Source organism: Sandarakinorhabdus limnophila DSM 17366, from assembly GCF_000420765.1.
Taxonomy (GTDB): domain Bacteria; phylum Pseudomonadota; class Alphaproteobacteria; order Sphingomonadales; family Sphingomonadaceae; genus Sandarakinorhabdus; species Sandarakinorhabdus limnophila.
Map to the genome: position 1 here is coordinate 63,086 of NZ_ATVO01000008.1, position 19,035 is coordinate 82,120.

The following is a 19,035-nucleotide window of genomic DNA, read 5'->3' on the forward strand; positions in this document are numbered from 1 at the left end:
CTTACCAGACCGGCGCCATGCGCACGTTGGGGGTGACCGCCATCTTGTCCACCGGGTGGAGATAGAGGCGGGCGAAGGTGGCAGCTGCCTTCAGCGACAGGCCGACGCGCTTGATGCTGCCCATCAGGCCACCCTGCGCAACGGCGGCGTCAATAGCGTCGCTGGTCTCGCGCATGGATTCCAGCAGGGCGCGATAGGTCGGTGCATCGCTCTGCACGCCGATCGGGAAAACCTGGCGGGTAATGTCAGTGGTGATACGAAAGACCTTGAAGCCGAAGTCTGTCGGATTGATGCCGAAGGCGTTGTACAGCGCCGGCCGCTTGTGATCGCGTACATACATGGTGGCATAGACCGCGTTCAGGAAGAAGCGGATCCACAGCACGTTGAGACCAGAGGTGAGCTTGGGATCGGACCGCATTAGCAGCGCAAAGGCCTCACCGTGGCGATACTCGTCGTTGCACCATTCCTGGAACCACTTGAAGATCGGGTGGAAGCGCTTTTCCGGATGGGCCTCCAAGTGGCGGTGGATGGTGATGTACCGGGCGTAGCCAATCTTTTCAGACAGATAGGTGGCGTAGAAGATGAACTTCGGCCGGAAATAGGTATATTTCTTGGTCTTGGTCAGGAACCCGAGATCGATACCGATACCGGCGTCCTTCAGGCTGTCGTTGATGAAACCCGCGTGGCGGCTTTCGTCACGAGCCATCAGCTTGAACAGCGCCTTGGCATCCGGGTTCTTCATGCGCTTGGTGATCTCGGCGTACAGGATGCAGCCGGAAAATTCCGACGTCATCGACGAGACCAGGAAATCAATGAACTCCGGCTTCAGTTCCGGGTCCATTGCGGCGATCACGCCATCAAATTCCGGCGTGCGCTTGAAATGCTTCTTGTTGGGATCGGCGTTCATCTCGTCGATCAGGCTGTCCCACTCGGCGCGCACACCCGATACGTCGATCTTTTCCATCGCGTCATAATCGGTGGTGTAAAAACGCGGGCTCAGCACGGTATCCTGGCGTGCAATCGCCAGCGCATCGTCCTTGGTGATTTCACCGCCGGCCTTGATGGGGGTGATTGCGTTCATCACGACTTCTCCGAGCTGAAGGTGATTTCGTAGAGTTCGGTCAATTCCAACTGGGCCTTCATCCTGGTCCACAGCCGGCCAAAGGGGGTGGCTTTCCACACCGTTACCGGGCGGCGCAGGGTGAGGCGCTCACCAAATGGCAGCTTCACCGCGGCACCGTGCACCTTCACCTGATCACCCGGGCCCAGTTCGATATCACCATCCAGTTCGACATGCGCGTGCAGGTTGTCGAACGTGTGCTCGATCTCGATCGTGCACTGGGTATCAAGACGATCGCGGGTGAACAGGCCCATCAGGCACCTCCCGCCAGAAACGGCATCGACGATTGCACCGGTGCTTTCGGAATGATCGGCTGATCCGGCGCGCCGCTGCCACCAGGCTGATAGGGGACAAGCAATTGCGCGAAGGCGGCGCGGTTGGTGCTACCAAAACTTCCCAGTTCAAGGATGCGCCCGGTGGAGGTGTCGGTTAGCGTCAGGGCGCCATCGGCCCATTGCGCCACGGTCACCGATCCGGCGCGATCAACCTGCTTCAGGCGGCGTTCGCGCATCATGCCGCGCATGACGCCGCGAATGAAACCGGTGTTGCTGCCCGGCGGGAAGATGAACACCAATCTGCCGGCCGCCACATCGGTGACCAGCAACGCGCCATCAGCGCGGTCTTCGAAACGGAACTCGCGGGCGACCTGCACCGCCACTTGCCGCCGTTCCCGCGATTGCGGCGCGGTTTCTGGGGCCGGCAGCACACCCAGCCGGATGCTGCCCACCGTAACGATCGAAATGGCAATCAAGGCACCGGCGGCATAGAGCGCCGATTTGGGGAAGCGTTCGTTGGTGAATTCACCACTCATGCTGCTGCCCCTACCATGGCGGGGGCCGGCACAGCATCCGTGTTTGCCGCAACGCGGTCCGGATCGGCCTTGGCCAGCGCATCGGCGAGCTGTGGCACGAAGTTTTCCGGGACGGATCGCAACATCGGCTGCGGCGAACCGAATTTCCACGGCCGCACGTGCGGCCACATCTGCAGATAGGCCAACGGGAACCGCACCGTGGGCGTGAGCGAGACATCCACCATGCCGGTGCCGGCCGGCTTGACATCGGCTTTGCCGACCAGTGACAGCGGCACGTTCACGCATTTCGGCAGCGCCACGCCAAAGCGGAGCACCACGCGCTTGTTGGTGAGCGTGTAGATGGTGGATTTCGCCTGCGCCCTTGCCAGCACCGCCAGCACGCCCAGGCCAAGCAAGGCAACTGCCAAGGTGGTGGCCGCGCCCACCACACCGGTGCCGCCGGCCACGAAGGCCAGGCTGGCAACAATCACGAACCAGACGGCAACGAGGCGCGTGTGGAAAACGCCACGCGCCACACCGCGCCAATCAGGCGTGCCCTGCCACAGGATCGTTTCCCCTGGCGGCAGCCGCCCGGGCAGACCCGGGATTGGCTCGTTCTCATATTCCATCGACACGAAAAAAAGCTCCGTCTTTCCGCTCCAGTGCCGGCCCAGCCCCCCAGCCTTACCGCTGGTTCTGCCGGGAACCGGATCAGATCAGCGGTTCGGCCCGATCGGGGGTCGCCCACAGATAGCCAGCGCCATAATAGGCTTGGATCTTTTCTTCTTCGAGCAGGGTAACCTGATCGGCCGACTTGGTGCGCGGCACGCCGGCAATCTGCTGGCCAGTGATGGCATCGGTCACGACACCGCCGCGTGACACGCGGGCCATGGTGATCGGCATCAGCACAGTGCCGGCGCCGCCAGCCAGATCCACTTCCAGATAGCGCAGGCAGGATTCGGCGCGGTCCATCCACAGTTCCTTGACCGTGCCGGCCTTGCCGGAATCGAGGCCATAAACCGGCAGGCCACGCGGATCGACGTCGTTGGCGTGCACGTCGACCGGGTGCTTGATCATGCGCAGCGGCACGATGCGCGGCTCGCCATGCATGTCGAGATCGGGGCGATCGGCGCGCTGGGCGATCGAGGCCGGGCCAAGACCGGAGGTGAGCTTGTCCCCGGTCACGTCGAGCGGTTCACCTGGCCAAACCCGCGGCAGCACATTGCTCGGCAGTTCGTCGCGATCGTTGGCTGTCGGCGTGGTCACCACACCCAGGCCGTGCGGCAGCGTAAAGCTTTTCGGCGGCTTGAAGAACAGCGGTTCGGTGCCGCCATGGGCTGCGCCGGTCAGATCATCCTCGACCGGATAGCCTTCGCGGCGGTCTTCGCCACGCAGATACCAAACGAGCCCAAGGAAAAACAGGAAGAAGGCGAAAAAGGTGAGCTCTGCGATATCCAGGCCACCAACCAGATGCACATTCGTCATGCGAGGCGTCTCCCCTCAAAGATGCTGTTCGTCACAAGATGCCCCATCTGCGGCGAACTGGCGCGAAACAAGAAAACCGAACCCCGCCGCGCCTGCGGGTTGGAAAATGACTCCCGAAAGAGTGTCATAGCATGCCGGCCACGGCCGTGGGTAGAGCAGAAGCTAACAGCAATGAAATGATTTGCCGTTGTCCAGGCAGGAAGTTTCGCCCTGCTCTTGCCCAGGTCGCTCATCCCAGCAGCACCTCCTGGGCGTGGCTGGTGTAAAAACCCCGGCTGATGCGCTGATCGCGGCCCAGCTTGGCCTGCGGCACACTGCGCGAAAGCCGGGCCTTCAACAGATCATGGGCCACCGGGATGATACTGGGCGAGCGGTCGCTCTTGGGAAAGAACTGGCCGATGGCCCGCGCCGTGCGCAGCAGCGGCGTGCCGGGCGCGAAGGTGAACAGCATCGAATGGCGGGTGCGTTCAGCCAGCTTGGCAGTGGCAGCGGCGATCTGATCGCTTTCATAATGGATCAGCACGTCCATCGAGACGATGTGATCAAAATCGCCAAAGCCCGCGTCGAGCATGTCGCCGGCGTGCAACGAAATCTTGTCCTTCACATCTTCGGGCAGCCGCTCCTTGGCGATTTCGATCAACTGCGGCGAAACGTCGATGCCCACCACGTCGCCACCCCTTCTTGCAACCTCGATGGCCAGCATGCCGGTGCCGCAGCCAGCATCAAGGATACGGCGACCGCTCAAGTCCTGCGGCAGCCAGCTCAGCAGCGTGTCACGCATTTCCTGCCGGCCGGCCCGCACCGTGGCCCGGATTTTCGACACCGGCGCATCGCTGGTCATCGCCGCCCAGGCATCCAGCGCCGTACGGTCGAAATAGGTTTCCAGCCTGGCGCGCTTGGCGTCCCAGCCGGCAGCCTGCTTCGGCGTGTGGGCGTTCATTCAAACCCCAGGAAGTCAAAGATTTCGCGATCCTTCATCGGCACGGCCTTGCACGGCTCCACGCCGGCCCAGAGCAGCGCAGCAAGGCGCTTGTATTCATTCTGCACGGCCAGGATTTCCGGCGACTCGTCCATTTCGAAGATGGTGCATTTTTTCAGCCGGCTGCGGCGGATGGCATCCAGATCGGGGAATTGCGCCAGCCGATCAATCCCGGTGGCTGCGCTGAACCGGTCGATCTCGTCGGTGTTGGCCGAACGATTGGCGATGCAGCCAGCCAGCCGCACTTCATAATTCTTCGATTTGGCCTGGATGGCGGCCATGATCCGGTTCATCGCGAAGATGCTGTCGAAATCATTGGCGGTCACGACGATGGCGCGTTCGGCGTGTTGCAAGGGCGCTGCAAAGCCGCCGCACACCACGTCGCCCAGCACGTCGAAGATCACCACATCGGTGTCTTCCAGCAGATGGTGCTGCTTCAACAATTTCACCGTCTGGCCAACGACATATCCGCCGCAGCCGGTGCCCGCCGGCGGCCCGCCGGCTTCGACGCACATCACGCCGTTGAAGCCTTCGAACATATAATCCTCGGGCCGCAGTTCCTCGTGGTGGAACTCATGCTGTTCCAGCACGTCGATCACCGTCGGCATCAGTTTTTTGGTCAGCGTGAAGGTGCTGTCGTGCTTGGGATCGCAACCGATCTGCAGCACGCGCTGGCCGAGCAGCGAGAAGGCCGCCGACAGGTTGGACGAGGTGGTGGACTTGCCGATGCCGCCCTTGCCGTAAACGGCGAACACCTTGGCGCCCTCGATCTTCTGGCTCGGATCAAGCGCGACCTGCACGCTGCCTTCGCCGTCGCCGGGGCCCAGTTTGCGGGTCTTGTCGATGATGAGCGTCATTGCGCTTCTCCTTACGCCGCCAGGGAACCGGCGGGGGCTACGCCTTCGAGTTGGTCTTCAATCGCGTCGGTGGCGGCCTGAAGGGCGGCCATTGTCTCGGCATCCGGCTGCCAGAAATTGCGGTCCGCCGCTTCGATCAGCCGGTTGGCGATCTTGGCCGCAGCGCGCGGGTTCATCTCGGCAATGCGCTGGCGCATGGTTTCATCAAGCACATAGGTCTCGCTGATGCGCTGATACACCCAGGAGTCGACCTGACCGGTGGTCGCCGACCAACCAGTAGTGGTGGTCACCGCCGCTTCAACCTGGCGCACACCTTCATAGCCGTACTTCAGCTGCGCCTCGATCCACACAGGATTGAGGGTACGGGTGCGGGTTTCAAGCGCAACCTGTTCCTGCAGAGAGCGCACCTTGCCAGATCCTTGCGTCTGGTCACCGATATAGACCGGCGCCGATTCGCCGCCCTTGGCCCGGGTGATGGCGCGGCTGATCCCACCCAGCGTGTCGACGTACTGGTCGATCGTGGTGATCCCCAGCTCAACCGATTCCAGGTTCTGGTAGGCGCAATCGACCGTCTTCAGTGCACTGGCGAGCAGGCCGGGCTGACGCTTGGGCTTGCCGTCGACGCCGTAGGCATAGCCCTTCTGCTTCTCGTAGGTGTCGGCCAATTCGTTGGGATCACTCCAGCCGCCGCTGTCGATCAACAGGTTGACGTTGGCACCATAGCTGCCTTCGGCGTTGGAATAGACGCGCAAACTGGCGGTGGCCATGTCACAGCCATGTTCTTCCAGATAAGAAAGGCTGTGCTTGCGAATGAAGTTCAGTTCCAGCGGCTCTTCGGCTTCGGATGCCAGCAGCGCGGCTTCGGCGAGCATCTTGGTCTGCAGCGGCAAGAGATCGCGGAACACGCCCGACAGAGTCACCAGCACGTCCACCCGCGGACGGCCGAGTTGCTCAAGTGGAATGAGTTCGGCACCAGCAAGGCGGTTGTAACTGTCAAAGCGCGGCTTGGCACCCATCAGCGCCATCGCCTGGGCGACCTGCGCGCCTTCGCTCTTGAGGTTATCGGTACCCCACAGCACCATGGCAACGGTTTCCGGCAGTTTGCCGGCGTCTTCCAGGGCGCGATCAAGGATACGCTGGGCCTGGGCCGTGCCATCCTTGCAGGCATAGGCCGACGGCAGACGGAACGGATCGAAACCGTGGATGTTGCGGCCGGTCGGCAGGATTTCCGGATCACGCAGGATGTCACCACCCGCCACCGGGGGCACGTACCGGCCATCGAGCGCCCGGATCAGGCCGTTCATCTCGTGATTGACCGACAACGCGGCGTTGAGATTGGCCAGTTCGCGCAATACTGGCGTGTTGGGCACGATGCGGCCGTGGATCAATTTCTCGATGGTGTCGCGGTCGATGATCTCGCCGCGCGCCTGGGCGCTGGCGGCCAGCATGTCGATGCGGGCCTCTTCGCTCTCGGCGTCACCGAACACGTGCAGGCCCTGCGGGATCAGTTCCTGCTCGATCTCATACAGCTTGGCGGCCAGCTTGGACACATCGCTTCCATCAAGGTCCATCGCCTCGGCCTGTTCGCGGATGATCTCTTCCAGCCCCGGCAAGTCTGAACTGCCCGGCTCGGTCGCGCGCCAGCGGTCAACGCTCGCCTTGATATCCGAAAGCCCTTTGTAAAGGCCCGAATTGGTCAACGCCGGGGTGAGGTATGACACCAAAGTGGCGCCTGAACGCCGCTTGGCCAGCACGCCTTCGGACGGGTTGTTGGCGGCATAAAGATAGATGTTGGGCAGATCCTGGATGATGCGCTCCGGCCAGCAGCTCATGGTCATACCGGTCTGCTTGCCGGGCATGAATTCCAGGCTGCCGTGCGTGCCCCAATGGACGACGGCGTGCGCGCCGAAATCATTCCGGATCCAGCGATAGAAGGCCATGAAGGCATGGGTCGGTGCGAAGCGGCCATCGAACAGCAGCCGCATCGGGTCGCTTTCGTAACCGTTGGCCGGTTGGATGCCGACAAACATGTTGCCGAACTGTGCGCCGGTGATCAGCACATTCTTGCCGTCAGACTGGAACTTGCCCGGTGCCGGGCCCCATTCCTGCTCGATCTCGGCCAGATAAGGCTCGGTCGCGACAATGCGATCGGCAGGCACGAAGGCGTGAACATTGGCTTCCTGGCCATATTGCATGGCATTGCCTTCGATCACGCGGCGGCGCACCTCATCCGAATTCTCCGGCACTTCCACGTCATAGCCTTCGGCCTTCAGCCGAACGAGCGTGCGGTGCAACGAATCGAACACCGCAAGGAATTGCGCCGTGCCGGCCGCGCCGCCGTTGGGTGGGAAGTTGAACAGCACGACGGCGAGCTTGCGGTCCTTGTTGGCCGCGCAGCGCAGTTGCACCAGCTTCAGCATCTTGTCGGCCATCGCCTCGGCGCGTTCCGGGCAGGATTGCATGGCGCGCACGCCGTCCGACGCCGCCCAGGTGCAGGCACGTGAACAACCGGTGCAGGCGTCGCCGCCCGCATCGCTGCGGCCGCCGAACACCATCGGCTGGGTGCCGCCATCCAGTTCCGGAATGGCGATCATGATGGTCGCCTCCAGCGGCAGCAGGCCCTGGCGGTTTGCGCCCCATTGCTGCAGCGTTTGGAACTCCACCGGGTGCGCCGAAATATAGGGCCGGTCCAGCCTGGTGAGGATTTCCTCGGCCGCCTTGGCATCGCTGTACGCCGGGCCGCCGACCAGGGAGAAGCCGGTCAGATTGATGACGGCATCAACCGTCGCCTTGCCGTCCTTCATCATCAGCGTTTCGATGGCCGGGCGCTGGTCAAGACCACCCGCAAACGCCGGAATGACGTTCAGGCCGCGCGATTCCAGCGCGCGGATGACGCCGTCATAATGATTGCTGTCCTTGCCGAGCACGTACGACCGCAACATCAGCACGCCAACGGTACCAACCGCATCCTGCTTCCAGGGCAGGTCAGTCAATTTCTCCGACATGCGCTGCGGCAGATCGGGGTGATAAACGCCAACTTCCGGATATTCCTGCGGCGCCTCCACCTTGGCCTTGCCGCGCAGGCCCTTGCGCGGGCCATCGGCATAGCGATCGACCAGCGCCTGGATCATCTGGAAGGCGTTGTCGTCGCTGCCGGCCAGCCAGTATTGCAGGGTGAGGAAATAGGCGCGCACGTCCTGCGCGGTGCCGGGCACGAACTTCAGCAGTTTAGGCAGGCGGCGCAGAACGGCCAACTGGGCGGCGCCGCTGTTGGGCGCGCCTTCCTTGGAAGAGCCCCGCAGCTTCTTCAGCCAGCCGAGCGGGCCCTTGGGCGGCGCATCCATGCGATAATCGCCCATCCGCGTCATCTTCACGACGTCGGACTGGCTCATCAGGCACACCATCGCGTCGCATTCCTCGCGGCGCGCGGTGAGCGCGTCCTTGATCATGCGGATCTGCTCATCAAGGAACAGCATGGTGACGATGACGATATCGGCGCGCGCGATGTCGGCGCGCGTGGCGTCCAGCTTGCCGTCCTTGTCCCAATCGGCGGCGGCATGGAAACCGATGGAGACCGGCAGGCCCATTTTCTGGAAACGCACGCGCGCCCGGTCGACCGCGCCTGACAGATGGTTATCGAGCGTGACAATCACGACATGGCAATGATCCGGCCGATCCTGTTTCGATGGCGGGGTATCAGCGCGCATAATGGGATTTTGCCTCGTACAGCGTATCGCGGGTGATGGTGGTCACACCATGCTCGGCAGCATAGCGTTCGGTGTTGCGGCGGGCCTTGCCGCGCACAAAGAACGGGATTTTTCCCAATTCCGCAAGGGCTTCCGGTGTCCAGCCGCCTTCTTCGGCAGGCGCGGGTGCCGGCGCGGTGATGGTGGCAACTTCTCCTTCAGCCTGTTCGGCAGCCGGTGCGGGGTGAGCAGCCGGCGCCGACGCGTGGCCCAAGTGGCTCGGCCCGGCCGCATCGGAGAACTCGAAATCCTCGCGGAACATGGTGAGCAGATGCTCCTCCAGCCCCATCACCAGCGGGTGGACCCAGGTATCAAACAACACGTTGGCGCCTTCGAAGCCCATCTGCGGGCTGTGTCGGGCGGGGAAATCCTGAACATGGACGGGCGCCGAAATCACCGCGCACGGAAGGCGCAGGCGCTTGGCGATGTGGCGCTCCATTTGCGTGCCGAGCACCAGTTCCGGCGCAGCCGCTTCAATGGCTTCTTCCACCGCCAGATAGTCATCGCTGATCAGCGGTTCGACGCCATATTTCTCGGCCGCAGCGCGCACTTCACGGGCAAATTCGCGATTGTAACAACCGAGGCCGACAACCTTGAAACCCAGTTCTTCGCTGGCCACGCGTGCGGCAGCGACGGCATGGGTGCCGTCGCCAAAAATGAAGACGCGCTTGCCGGTGAGATAGGTCGAATCGATCGAGCGCGACCACCAGCCCATGCGACCTTGATCAAGATCGGTGGGCACGGGCAGCCCCGCCACGGCGCACACTTCGCTGACGAATTCGCGGGTTGCGAGCAGGCCGATCGGCACGGTTTTCACGGTCTTCTGACGGTATGTGCGCTCCAACCACGAACAGGCCTGCGCCGCAATTTCGGGATAGAGGCAGATATTGAAATCCGCCTCGCCGATGCCGGCAATGTCGGCCGGACTGGAACCCATGGGCGCCACCAGATTCACGTCGATGCCAAGATCGCCGAGCAGGCGGGTGATTTCGGCAACATCATCGCGGTGGCGGAAGCCGAGCGCAGTGGGGCCCAGCAGGTTGGCGCGGGGCCGGCGCGGGCCGTTCTCGCCCACCGCCGGCAGCGGCTTGCGCTCCTTGTCCGCCAGCGTCCGCACGATCTGGTAGAAGGTTTCCGACGCGCCCCAATTTTCCTTGCGGCTGTAGCTGGGCAATTCGAGCGGGATGACCGGGCAAGGCAGCCCCATCGTCAGCGACAGGCCGTGCGGATCATCCTGGATCAGTTCAGCCGTGCAGCTGGAACCGACGATCATCGCCTGCGGCTGGAACCGATCATAGGCGTCGCGCGCCGCCGTCTTGAACAGTTCAGCGGTGTCCTTGCCCAGATCGCGGGCCTGAAAGGTGGTGTAGGTGACGGGCGGGCGATGATCCCGCCGCTCGATCATCGTGAAGAGCAGATCGGCATAGGTATCGCCCTGCGGCGCATGCAACACATAATGCAGATCGCGCATGCCGGTGGCGACGCGCATTGCCCCGACGTGGGGCGGGCCTTCATATGTCCAGACCGTCAATTGCATCGGTCAGACCCTCAACAGATCACGACGATGGAGTGGTCGCGAGAACAGTTCAGCGAGATCACCGGCCTGTTCGTAGCCGTGGATCGGCGAGAAGACGAGTTCGATCGCCCACTTCGTCGACAGGCCTTCCTTCTCCAGCGGATTGGCCAACCCCAGCCCGCAAACCGTCAGATCGGGTCGGGCGGCGCGCACGCGGTCAAGCTGCTTATCCACATCCTGGCCTTCGGAAATCATCGTGCCCGGCGGCAGCGCAGCCAACTCGTCGATCAGATGGCCCTTGTGCAGATAGGGCGTCCCGACTTCGACCAATTCCATGCCGAGTTCGCCGGCCAGAAAGCGCGCCAGCGGCACTTCCAACTGGCTGTCAGGCATGAAGAAGATGCGCTTGCCGGCCAGCTTCTCGCGATAGAGCGCCAACCCCTTGCGGGCGCGTTCACGCGGACCGGCGATCACTTGCTCGAAGCGGGCCTCCGGCACACCGAAGGCCTGCGCCGCGGCATGCAGCCAGGCCGTGGTGCCTTCGGCGCCGAACGGGAACAGCGCCGGCAGATGCTCCGCCCCGCGCTTGTCGAGCGCGGTGCCGGTTTCGGCCAGAAACGGCTGCGCCAACAGATATTTGGTATTGGGACCAACGCCCGGCATCTGCCCGGCCTTGCGGGCTGGAAGCGACACGACCTTGCTGATGCCAAGATCACCGAGCAGACGGGTAAGCTGATCTTCCACGATGTCGGGCAGACTGCCGACGATCATGAGCTGCTTTTCGTCGCTGAACGCCAGATCAGGCACCAACGCGGACAGGCAGGCGTCTTCGCCTTGCGTGAACGTGGTCTCGATACCGCTGCCCGAATAGTTGAGCACGCGCACATTGGGCGAAAAGCGGCCGTTCAGCCGCTGCGCCGCGCGTGACAGATCAAGCTTGATCACTTCGGACGGGCAGGAGCCAACCAGGAACAGCAACTTGATATCGGGCCGCCGAGCCAGCAGGCGGTTGACGACGCGATCGAGTTCCTCGTTTGCGTCGGCAAGACCGGCGAGATCCTTTTCCTCGATGATGGCCGTGCCGAAACGCGGTTCGGCGAACACCATCACGCCGGCGGCCGATTGCAGCAGGTGCGCGCAGGTGCGGCTGCCGACGACAAGGAAGAAGGCATCCTGAATCTTGCGGTGCAGCCAGATGATGCCGGTCAGCCCACAGAAAACCTCGCGCTGGCCACGTTCACGCAGGATGCCATCGACGCCAACCGGCGGCGCATCGCAGCCTGAAGCAGGGCTGGCGCTGCTCATGCTGCCTGTGCCACCATATTTTCAACCATTTCCGCATCCGATTCGGTTGCCGCTGCCGGCTGCGCCGCCGGCGCCGACAGCCTTGCCTGGCGCAATTTCCACACGAACTGCCCGGCGTTGATCACATAGGCGACATAGGCCGCCAATGCCGTGGCAAACAGCACGCCTTCATCGGCGATGCCGGTAAACAGGCCGAACACATACAGGCTGTGCAGCACGATCACCAACATCGAGAACACATCTTCCCAGAAGAAGCTGTCGTGGAACAGATACTGGCCGAAAACCACCTTTTCCCAAATGGCGCCGGTGATCATGATCGTGTAGAGCGCGACCGTCTTGACGACAACCGACCACACTGCCCAGTCATAGTTGCTGCCGGTGTTGAGATAATCGATCACCAGATACAGGCTGACGCCAAAGATCAGGAATTGCACCGGCGCCAACAGGCCCTGCACCAGCGTCCATTTCGAATTGTCACGCCGCACCCGCTCTTCCGGGGTGTACAGCGGCCGCGGCGCAGGCGGTGACAACGATGCAGACAAGCCTTCAGACCCCTCGGACATTACGCAAAAAACCCTATCATCCGGCCCCCTTCTGTCAACTGCGCACGCGCGGCGAAGTGACGAAACTGTAACGCTGGCGCCACGCCTGCGTTGACGGGCCGGCAGTGGCACGACTAGGTTGGAACAATGGAACATGTCCTCCCACCCGCCGTGCCGGCGCGCGCCGTGTTGCGCCCGCGTGACGTGCTGGAATTACTGAAGCCCGTCACCTGGTTCCCGCCGATGTGGGCGTTCATGTGCGGGGTGGTTTCGTCGGGCGTGCCGCTCAGTGACCGCTGGGGGTTGCTGATCGCCGGCATGATACTTGCCGGGCCACTGGTGTGCGGCAACAGTCAGGCCATCAACGACTGGTTTGATCGCCATGTGGATGCCATCAATGAGCCGCAGCGCCCGATCCCGTCGGGCCGCATTCCCGGCCGCTGGGGGCTCTACATCGCCTGCATCGGCACCATTATCAGCCTCGCAGTCGGTTTTCTCATTGGCCCGGTGGTGGGCGTTGCCACCATCGTTGGCGTCGCCATGGCGTGGGCCTATTCGGCGCCCCCGCTGCGCTTCAAGGCTGATGGCTGGCTCGGGCCGCTTGTCTGCGCTGCTGCCTATGAAGGGGTGAGCTGGTTCACCGGTGCCGCGGTGATGGCCGGCGGCGTGCCCGACAGCCGCATCATCTGGGTACTGTGCATGTACGCGCTGGGCGCGCACGGCATCATGGTGCTCAATGATTTCAAGGCGGTGAAGGGTGATGCCCAGTCCGGCGTCAATTCGCTGCCGGTGCAGCTGGGCGAGCGCAATGCCGCCGAAATCGCCTGCTGGACGATGGCGCTGCCGCAAGTGGTGGTGATCATCCTGCTGGCGCGCTGGGGCCTGCACTGGCCGTCGGCGATGGTGGCGTTTTCGCTCGCCATGCAGGTGGTGCTGATGCAGCGCGTGCTGGCCGCGCCCGCAGCCAATGCGCCCTTCTACAACGCGACCGGCACCACACTTTATGTGCTGGGCATGCTCACCAGCGCCTTCGGTCTGTCGGTGATTTTGTGACCACGCAGGCCCCACTCAGCTGGCCCGGCATCGCGCGGCTGGGCCTGGTGCAGAGCGCACTGGGCGCTATTGTCATGCTGGCCTCCTCGCTGCTCAACCGCATCATGGTCGTGGAATACGCCATGGCCGCCGCGCTGCCGGCCGGGCTGGTCGCCTTCCATTATGGCGTGCAGCTTTCCCGCCCGAAATGGGGCCATGGCAGTGACGAAGGCTGGCGCCGCACGCCGTGGATCATCGGCGGCATGGCCGTCCTGGGCGGCGGCGGTATCCTCGCAACCTTTGCCACCACATTGTTGGCCGGGCCGTTCTGGCCGGTGTTTGCGGCCCTGGTGCTGGCCTATGCGATGATCGGCATTGGTGTTGGCGCAGCCGGCACTTCGCTGCTGGCCTTGCTTGCCACCCGAACGGCTGAGGCGCGGCGTCCGGCAGCGGCCAGCCTGACGTGGATCATGATGATCGTTGGCATCGTCATTTCGGCGGGCACAGCCGGCGCGCTGCTCGATCCCTTCTCACCGCAACGACTGATCGCGGTGGCGGCCGGCGTGGTGGCGGTGGCCTTCTGTGTCACCTGCCTCGCTGTGTGGGGCATTGAAGGCGGGCCACAGTCCGAAGCCAAGCGCGAAGCGGCTCCATTTGGCGAAGCTTTGAAAGGCATCTGGGGCGATCCGCTCACCCGCCTGTTCAGCATCTTCGTGTTCTTCTCGATGCTGGCCTATTCCATGCAGGATCTCATCCTTGAGCCGTTCGCCGGCCTTGTGTTCGGCATGACGCCGGGCCAATCCACCAGCCTGTCCGGCGTGCAGCACCAGGGCGTGCTGGCCGGCATGATCCTGGTGGGCGTGGGCGGCCATGCCTTTGGCGGGCGCGCGGGCATGAAATTGAAGCGCTGGATCGTTGCCGGCTGCTTGGCTTCGGCCGTGGCGCTGGCCAGTCTGGCGCTGGCAGCGCGGGCCGGGCCGGGTTGGCCGCTGGCCATCAATGTTGCCCTGTTGGGGTTTGCCAATGGCATGTTTGCCGTGGCCGCCATCGGATCGATGCTGGAACTGGCCGGCCGCGGCGGGCCGGGGCATGAAGGCATCCGCATGGGCCTGTGGGGCGCGAGCCAAGCCGCTGCCTTTGGCATTGGTGGATTTGCTGGCGCTTTTGCCGTGGATCGGCTGCGCGCCACCCTGCGCGCCGATGCGCCGGCCTTTGAATTGGTGTTTGCTGCGGAAGCTGTGCTGTTTTTGCTGGCGGCGATCATCGCTTTCCGGTTGAATGACCGGATGGAAAGCAACCCGGCGGGCAGGCGGAATTTGGAAGAGGCAGTCGCATGACCGAGATGTTCGACTTTGTGGTGGTGGGTGGCGGCCCGTCGGGAGCGACGGCCGCCAATGATCTGGCGCTGGCCGGGCACAAGGTGATGTTGTTGGATCGCATGGGCCGCATCAAGCCATGCGGCGGTGCCGTGCCGCCGCGGTTGCTGAAAGACTTTGACGTGCCGATCGAACAGCTGTGCACCACCGCGAACAGCGCGCGCATGATCAGCCCGGCTGGCCGGGAAGTGGACATGCCGGTAGGCGAAGGCGGCTGGGTCGGCATGGTCGATCGCGACATGTTCGATGAATGGCTGCGCGCCCGCGCCGCCAAGAACGGCGCCGATCGCCGCGACGGCACCTTCGAAGCGCTGGAGCGTGAACCCGATGGCACCGCCGTCGTGACGTATCGCCCCAAGGGCGCTTCACGTGGTTCCGAGCCGGTGCGGGTGATGACGAAGATGCTGATCGGCTGCGATGGCTGCAATTCGGCCGTGGCCCGCGCGGCCCTGCCCGACGAGAAACTGCCCTTCGTTGCCGCTTATCACGAAGTGGTGGACAGTCCACCCGAAGGCTTCAAGGGCTTTGCCGGTGATCGCTGCGACGTGTTCTACCAAGGCAAGCACAGCCCGGATTTCTATGCCTGGGTGTTCCCGCATGGATCCAAAACCAGCATCGGCACCGGCAGCGCCGTGCAGGGCTTTGAATTGCGCAAGGCCGTCGGCAAGTTGCGCGAAGAACTGGGCATGACCGAGGACACCTGCAAGACGGTGCGGGTGGAAGGCGCCCCCATCCCGCTGCGCCCGCGCAAGAAGTGGGACAATGGCAAGGATGTCGTGGTGGCGGGTGACGCCGCCGGTTGCGTCGCCCCGGCCAGCGGTGAAGGCATTTTCTATGCGATGACCGCCGGCCGCGAAGCTGCCAAGGCCGCCGCCGAAGCGCTGGCCAGCGGTAATCCGGCCAAGCTGGGCCTGGCCCGCAAGCGTTTCCTGAAGGCGCACGGCACCGTTTTCCGCGTGCTCGGCATCATGCAATGGTGGTGGTACCGCAGCGACACGATGCGCGAAAAGTTCGTGAAGCTGTGCATGGACAAGGACATCCAGCAGCTGACCTGGGAAGCCTATATGAACAAGGAACTGGCGCGCAAGAAGCCGCTGGCCCATGTGAAGATCTTCCTGAAGGACAGCGTGCAGCTGATCACCGGCATCCTGTCGGGCGGCGGTGTGCGTGAAGGTGACAGCGCCGGCAAGCGGGCGCAGGTCTGACCGGCCGCAACGCCAAGGGCGGCCCAGGAAGAACGAGAGCGATGTCGCGATTTGCCGAGTCCCCTTGGGTACTGCCCGCCGCCATCGCTGCGGTGGCCGCGACCTTCACGGCGGCCGTGGGGGCCACCATCACCGATATCGGCCCGTGGTATCTGGCGTTGAAGCAGCCCGAGTGGGCGCCGCCCATCTGGTTGTTTGGTCCGGCGTGGACAATCATTTTCATGCTGTGCACGTTTTCCGGCACCACAGCCTGGCTGGCGGCACGCAGCACCGGTGCGTTCGAAGCCATCATTGGCTTGTTTGCCCTCAACGGCTTCCTCAACCTGTTGTGGAGCTTCCTGTTTTTCCGTCTGCACCGCCCTGATTATGCGGCGCTGGAAGTCGGCATCTTGTGGAGCAGCATCGCCGCGCTGATCGTGGTGCTGTGGCGCATCTCCCGCCCTGCGGCGGCGCTGCTGCTGCCCTATCTGGCGTGGGTGAGTTTTGCTGCAATGCTGAACCGGGCGATCGTGGAACTGAACGGGCCGTTCTGAGACGGCGGCCCCAGCGCGGGACCGCCGCCAGAAGGCTCAGGCCTTTGTCTTCAGATAGGCAATCACATCTGCGCGGTCTTGCGGGTTCTTCAGGCCGCCGAACGCCATGCGGGTGCCGGGCATGAACTTGGCCGGGGCTTCGAGATAGGTGAACAACACGTCCTCGCTCCAGGTCACGCCGCTTTCCTTGTTGGCCTTGCTGTAATTGAAACCGGCGATACTGCCGGCAGTGCGACCGACCACGGCCCACAGCGACGGGCCGACACGGTTCTTGCCAGCCTCGGCGACATGGCAGGCCTTGCACTGGGCAAAGAGCTTTTCACCCTTGGCGGCATCGCCGGTGAGCGAGGCGTAGGTAACGGCCGCCGGAGCAGGAGCGGCTGCAGCAACAGTGGCAGGCTCTGCTGCCGGCGCCGGGGCTTCTGCTGCCGGTGCAACCGGTGCTGCCACCACCGGCGTCTCGGCGGCCGGCGTTTCAGCGGGCTTGTCAGCGCCGCCGCAGGCCGTCGTGAGCAGGGCCACCAGAGTGAAACCGGACAGGGTGAAGACGCGCATGGGGCAATGCTCCTTTGCAAAATGCAGGGAGCAGTAGATTACCACAACGTCATGTTTCTAGCTAATGAATGGCGACCAGCAGCCGCCTATTCGGGACGGAGCGCCGCCGCCGCCGCGAATGGCGACACTGCCAGCGCCACGAGGCTGGCCGCTGCCAGCAGCCGGAACGCACCCGCCACATCGCTGCCCACGCCAAATATCAGCACCGGCAGCGCTAGCGGCAGGACGATCAGCCCGGCCAACGCGCCCCCGCCCTTCAGGCCCGCCGTGAGCGCAGCGGCCACCACGGCGAGGCTGGCCAGCGCCGGGGTGCCGAGCGCCAAGGCGATGGCGATGCGGGTGCCATCGTCCGCTGAAAGGCCAAGCAACACGCCCGCCGCTGGCAGCGCTGCCAGCAACGGCACCGCAAAGCCCACCCAGTGGGCCATGATGCGCGCTGCACACACGAGTTCCAGCGCGATGCCGCGCGCGATCAACTGATCGATGCTGCCATCCTCCACGTCGGGGGCCAGCAGGGTTTCCACCGGCAACAGGCTGGCCAACAAGGCGGAAACCCAGATAATGCCGGGCGCGATGCGGGCCAGCAGGCGGGCATCGGGACCGACGGCGAAGGGAAAAAGGGCGGCGGCCAGCACGAAGAACATCACCGGCAGCCACAGTGCTGGGGAGCGGGCGATGAGCGAAAGATCGCGGAGGAGGAGCGTGACGAACATCAGCCGAGCCGCAAGGTCGCCGCATCAGCCAGGCCGATATCGCCGTGAACCGCTGCCACAATGAGGCCGCCTGCTGCCCGATGCTGGCCCATTGCGGCCGCCAGCAGGCCGGCGGATGCCGCATCGAGCCCGGCGGTGGGCTCGTCCAGCAACCAGCATTCCGCGCCTGCAGCAATCACCCGGGCGATGGCGGCACGGCGCTTCTGGCCCGATGAAAGATGCCGGCACGGCACATCCACCAGCCCGGCCAGGTTCATCGCCGCCAGCGCGCCTTGCAGGCGATCCCGCCCGCCATCCAGCCGCGCCCAATAGTCCAGCTCCGCGCCCAGACTCTGGCGCGGTTTCAGCGCCACGTCATGCCCGGCAAAGGCGCGGCGACCGCCGCCGCTCACACTGCCGGCTTCGGCGCGCAGCAACCCGGCCAGCAGCCGCAGCAAGGATGATTTGCCGGCGCCGTTCGGCCCGGTCAGCAGCAACGCGCCGCCCGGCGCCACCTGCGCCGAGACAGCCTCGAACAACAGCCGCCCGCCGCGCCGGCAGGCCAGATTATCGATCACGAGCGCATCCACCACGGCCCCGGCTTAATGGCTCCGTCGGGCTTCGTCACCCCCAAGAGGTGACGTATGCCCGGTTCTTGGCTATCACTGCCGCCATGCCCCCCACCCCCGACCGCCCGCAACTTTCAACCACCGCCCGCATGGCCATCAATTTTGGGCCCCTGCTGCTGTTCTTCGGCGCCAGCAAATTGGGCAAGGCGCTGCACGAACGCGGCCAGTTGCCCGGTCTGGCCGATGCCGAAGTGGCCAGTGCCGTTGTTGGCACGGCGGTGTTCGTGGTCGCCACATTGATCGCGGCGCTGTGGCATTGGGGCAAGACGCGCCATCTGCCGGCCGCGATGATCTTCACAACGGTGATTGTCGTGCTGTTCGGCGGACTCACCATCTGGCTGCAGGACAAGGCCTTCATCCAGCTGAAGCCCACCATCATCTACGGCGTGTTCGCCCTGCTGCTGTTCGGCGGCCTCGCCAGCGGCCGGCCGACCCTGCAGCTGGTGATGGAAGATGCGCTGCCCGGCCTGACCGACACGGGCTGGCGCCTGCTCACCCGCAACTGGGCGATCTTCTTCATCGCGCTGCTGATCGCCAACGAAACGGCGCGGCGCATGCTCGGCTATGATGACTGGCTCAGCTTCAAGGTGTGGGGCGTCACCGTGGCGATCTTCGTATTCACCCTCGCCCAGGGGCCACTGCTGGCCAAACATGGCCTGAAACTGGATTGATC

Annotated in this window: 19 protein-coding genes; 5 read left to right on the forward strand and 14 right to left on the reverse strand. The window is 63.9% G+C overall.

Annotated elements, in window-relative coordinates:
- Nucleotide 1: 1 nt before the first annotated feature.
- From acsF to bchF, 11 genes are all read right to left on the reverse strand, one after another.
- Nucleotides 2-1,081 carry a magnesium-protoporphyrin IX monomethyl ester (oxidative) cyclase gene (gene acsF / locus G566_RS0110850; protein ID WP_022680692.1) on the reverse strand — a complete coding sequence of 360 codons (1,080 nt, stop codon included), beginning with the start codon at nucleotides 1,079-1,081 and terminating at the stop codon, nucleotides 2-4.
- A complete protein-coding gene (locus G566_RS0110855) occupies nucleotides 1,081-1,374 on the reverse strand; it encodes a hypothetical protein (RefSeq protein ID WP_022680693.1) in 294 nt (97 codons plus the stop codon). Before G566_RS0110855 ends, acsF begins: the two co-directional genes overlap by 1 nt.
- On the reverse strand, nucleotides 1,374-1,931 hold the full coding sequence (gene puhC, locus G566_RS14220) for a photosynthetic complex assembly protein PuhC (protein ID WP_022680694.1): 558 nt from the start codon (nucleotides 1,929-1,931) through the stop codon (nucleotides 1,374-1,376). The genes G566_RS0110855 and puhC overlap by 1 nt, the downstream gene beginning before the upstream one ends.
- Nucleotides 1,928-2,539 (reverse strand): photosynthetic complex putative assembly protein PuhB, encoded by a 612-nt coding sequence (gene puhB, locus G566_RS0110865; RefSeq protein WP_022680695.1) that lies wholly within the window; start codon nucleotides 2,537-2,539, stop codon nucleotides 1,928-1,930. Before puhB ends, puhC begins: the two co-directional genes overlap by 4 nt.
- 82 nt (nucleotides 2,540-2,621) lie before the next feature.
- Nucleotides 2,622-3,395, reverse strand: coding sequence for a photosynthetic reaction center subunit H (gene puhA / locus G566_RS0110870; protein WP_022680696.1), 774 nt, complete (start codon nucleotides 3,393-3,395; stop codon nucleotides 2,622-2,624).
- Between the two features lie 229 nt (nucleotides 3,396-3,624).
- The gene (gene bchM, locus G566_RS0110875) at nucleotides 3,625-4,335 is read right to left on the reverse strand and encodes a magnesium protoporphyrin IX methyltransferase (RefSeq protein WP_022680697.1); all 711 of its coding nucleotides are present in this window, start codon (nucleotides 4,333-4,335) and stop codon (nucleotides 3,625-3,627) included.
- Entirely contained in the window at nucleotides 4,332-5,231 is a 900-nt protein-coding gene (gene bchL, locus G566_RS0110880) for a ferredoxin:protochlorophyllide reductase (ATP-dependent) iron-sulfur ATP-binding protein (RefSeq protein ID WP_022680698.1), read from the reverse strand. The genes bchM and bchL overlap by 4 nt, the downstream gene beginning before the upstream one ends.
- A gap of 11 nt (nucleotides 5,232-5,242) precedes the next feature.
- On the reverse strand, nucleotides 5,243-8,938 hold the full coding sequence (locus G566_RS0110885; RefSeq protein WP_022680699.1) for a magnesium chelatase subunit H: 3,696 nt from the start codon (nucleotides 8,936-8,938) through the stop codon (nucleotides 5,243-5,245).
- Complete coding sequence (bchB, locus tag G566_RS0110890) at nucleotides 8,928-10,514, reverse strand: ferredoxin:protochlorophyllide reductase (ATP-dependent) subunit B (RefSeq protein ID WP_022680700.1); 1,587 nt, start codon at nucleotides 10,512-10,514, stop codon at nucleotides 8,928-8,930. Before bchB ends, G566_RS0110885 begins: the two co-directional genes overlap by 11 nt.
- Before the next feature lie 3 nt (nucleotides 10,515-10,517).
- Nucleotides 10,518-11,798 carry a ferredoxin:protochlorophyllide reductase (ATP-dependent) subunit N gene (locus tag G566_RS0110895; protein ID WP_022680701.1) on the reverse strand — a complete coding sequence of 427 codons (1,281 nt, stop codon included), beginning with the start codon at nucleotides 11,796-11,798 and terminating at the stop codon, nucleotides 10,518-10,520.
- Nucleotides 11,795-12,361 carry a 2-vinyl bacteriochlorophyllide hydratase gene (gene bchF, locus G566_RS0110900; protein WP_022680702.1) on the reverse strand — a complete coding sequence of 189 codons (567 nt, stop codon included), beginning with the start codon at nucleotides 12,359-12,361 and terminating at the stop codon, nucleotides 11,795-11,797. Before bchF ends, G566_RS0110895 begins: the two co-directional genes overlap by 4 nt.
- A 126-nt stretch (nucleotides 12,362-12,487) precedes the next feature.
- Here bchF and chlG point away from each other — a divergent pair, with 126 nt between their 5' ends.
- Genes chlG through G566_RS0110920 form a run of 4 tightly spaced genes read left to right on the forward strand, consistent with a single transcriptional unit; the run spans nucleotide 12,488 to nucleotide 16,486 of the window.
- Nucleotides 12,488-13,393 carry a chlorophyll synthase ChlG gene (gene chlG, locus G566_RS0110905; RefSeq protein ID WP_022680703.1) on the forward strand — a complete coding sequence of 302 codons (906 nt, stop codon included), beginning with the start codon at nucleotides 12,488-12,490 and terminating at the stop codon, nucleotides 13,391-13,393.
- Complete coding sequence (locus tag G566_RS0110910; protein ID WP_022680704.1) at nucleotides 13,390-14,709, forward strand: BCD family MFS transporter; 1,320 nt, start codon at nucleotides 13,390-13,392, stop codon at nucleotides 14,707-14,709. Before chlG ends, G566_RS0110910 begins: the two co-directional genes overlap by 4 nt.
- Nucleotides 14,706-15,953 carry a geranylgeranyl diphosphate reductase gene (locus G566_RS14225; protein ID WP_022680705.1) on the forward strand — a complete coding sequence of 416 codons (1,248 nt, stop codon included), beginning with the start codon at nucleotides 14,706-14,708 and terminating at the stop codon, nucleotides 15,951-15,953. The genes G566_RS0110910 and G566_RS14225 overlap by 4 nt, the downstream gene beginning before the upstream one ends.
- A gap of 41 nt (nucleotides 15,954-15,994) precedes the next feature.
- Entirely contained in the window at nucleotides 15,995-16,486 is a 492-nt protein-coding gene (locus tag G566_RS0110920) for a TspO/MBR family protein (RefSeq protein WP_022680706.1), read from the forward strand.
- Between the two features lie 36 nt (nucleotides 16,487-16,522).
- Here G566_RS0110920 and G566_RS0110925 read toward each other — a convergent pair whose 3' ends face one another.
- The 3 genes from G566_RS0110925 to ccmA form a co-directional block, all read right to left on the reverse strand.
- Nucleotides 16,523-17,041, reverse strand: a complete 519-nt coding sequence (locus tag G566_RS0110925) for a c-type cytochrome (RefSeq protein WP_022680707.1) — start codon at nucleotides 17,039-17,041, stop codon at nucleotides 16,523-16,525.
- Nucleotides 17,042-17,127: 86 nt separating this feature from the next.
- Nucleotides 17,128-17,754: a heme exporter protein CcmB gene (gene ccmB, locus G566_RS0110930; RefSeq protein WP_022680708.1), complete on the reverse strand. Its 627-nt coding sequence runs from the start codon at nucleotides 17,752-17,754 to the stop codon at nucleotides 17,128-17,130.
- Nucleotides 17,754-18,326, reverse strand: a complete 573-nt coding sequence (ccmA, locus tag G566_RS0110935; protein WP_022680709.1) for a heme ABC exporter ATP-binding protein CcmA — start codon at nucleotides 18,324-18,326, stop codon at nucleotides 17,754-17,756. Before ccmA ends, ccmB begins: the two co-directional genes overlap by 1 nt.
- Before the next feature lie 80 nt (nucleotides 18,327-18,406).
- On the opposite strand from ccmA, the gene G566_RS14230 reads away from it, so the two are divergent.
- Nucleotides 18,407-19,033: an inner membrane-spanning protein YciB gene (locus tag G566_RS14230; protein ID WP_040605624.1), complete on the forward strand. Its 627-nt coding sequence runs from the start codon at nucleotides 18,407-18,409 to the stop codon at nucleotides 19,031-19,033.
- Nucleotides 19,034-19,035: the final 2 nt, after the last annotated feature.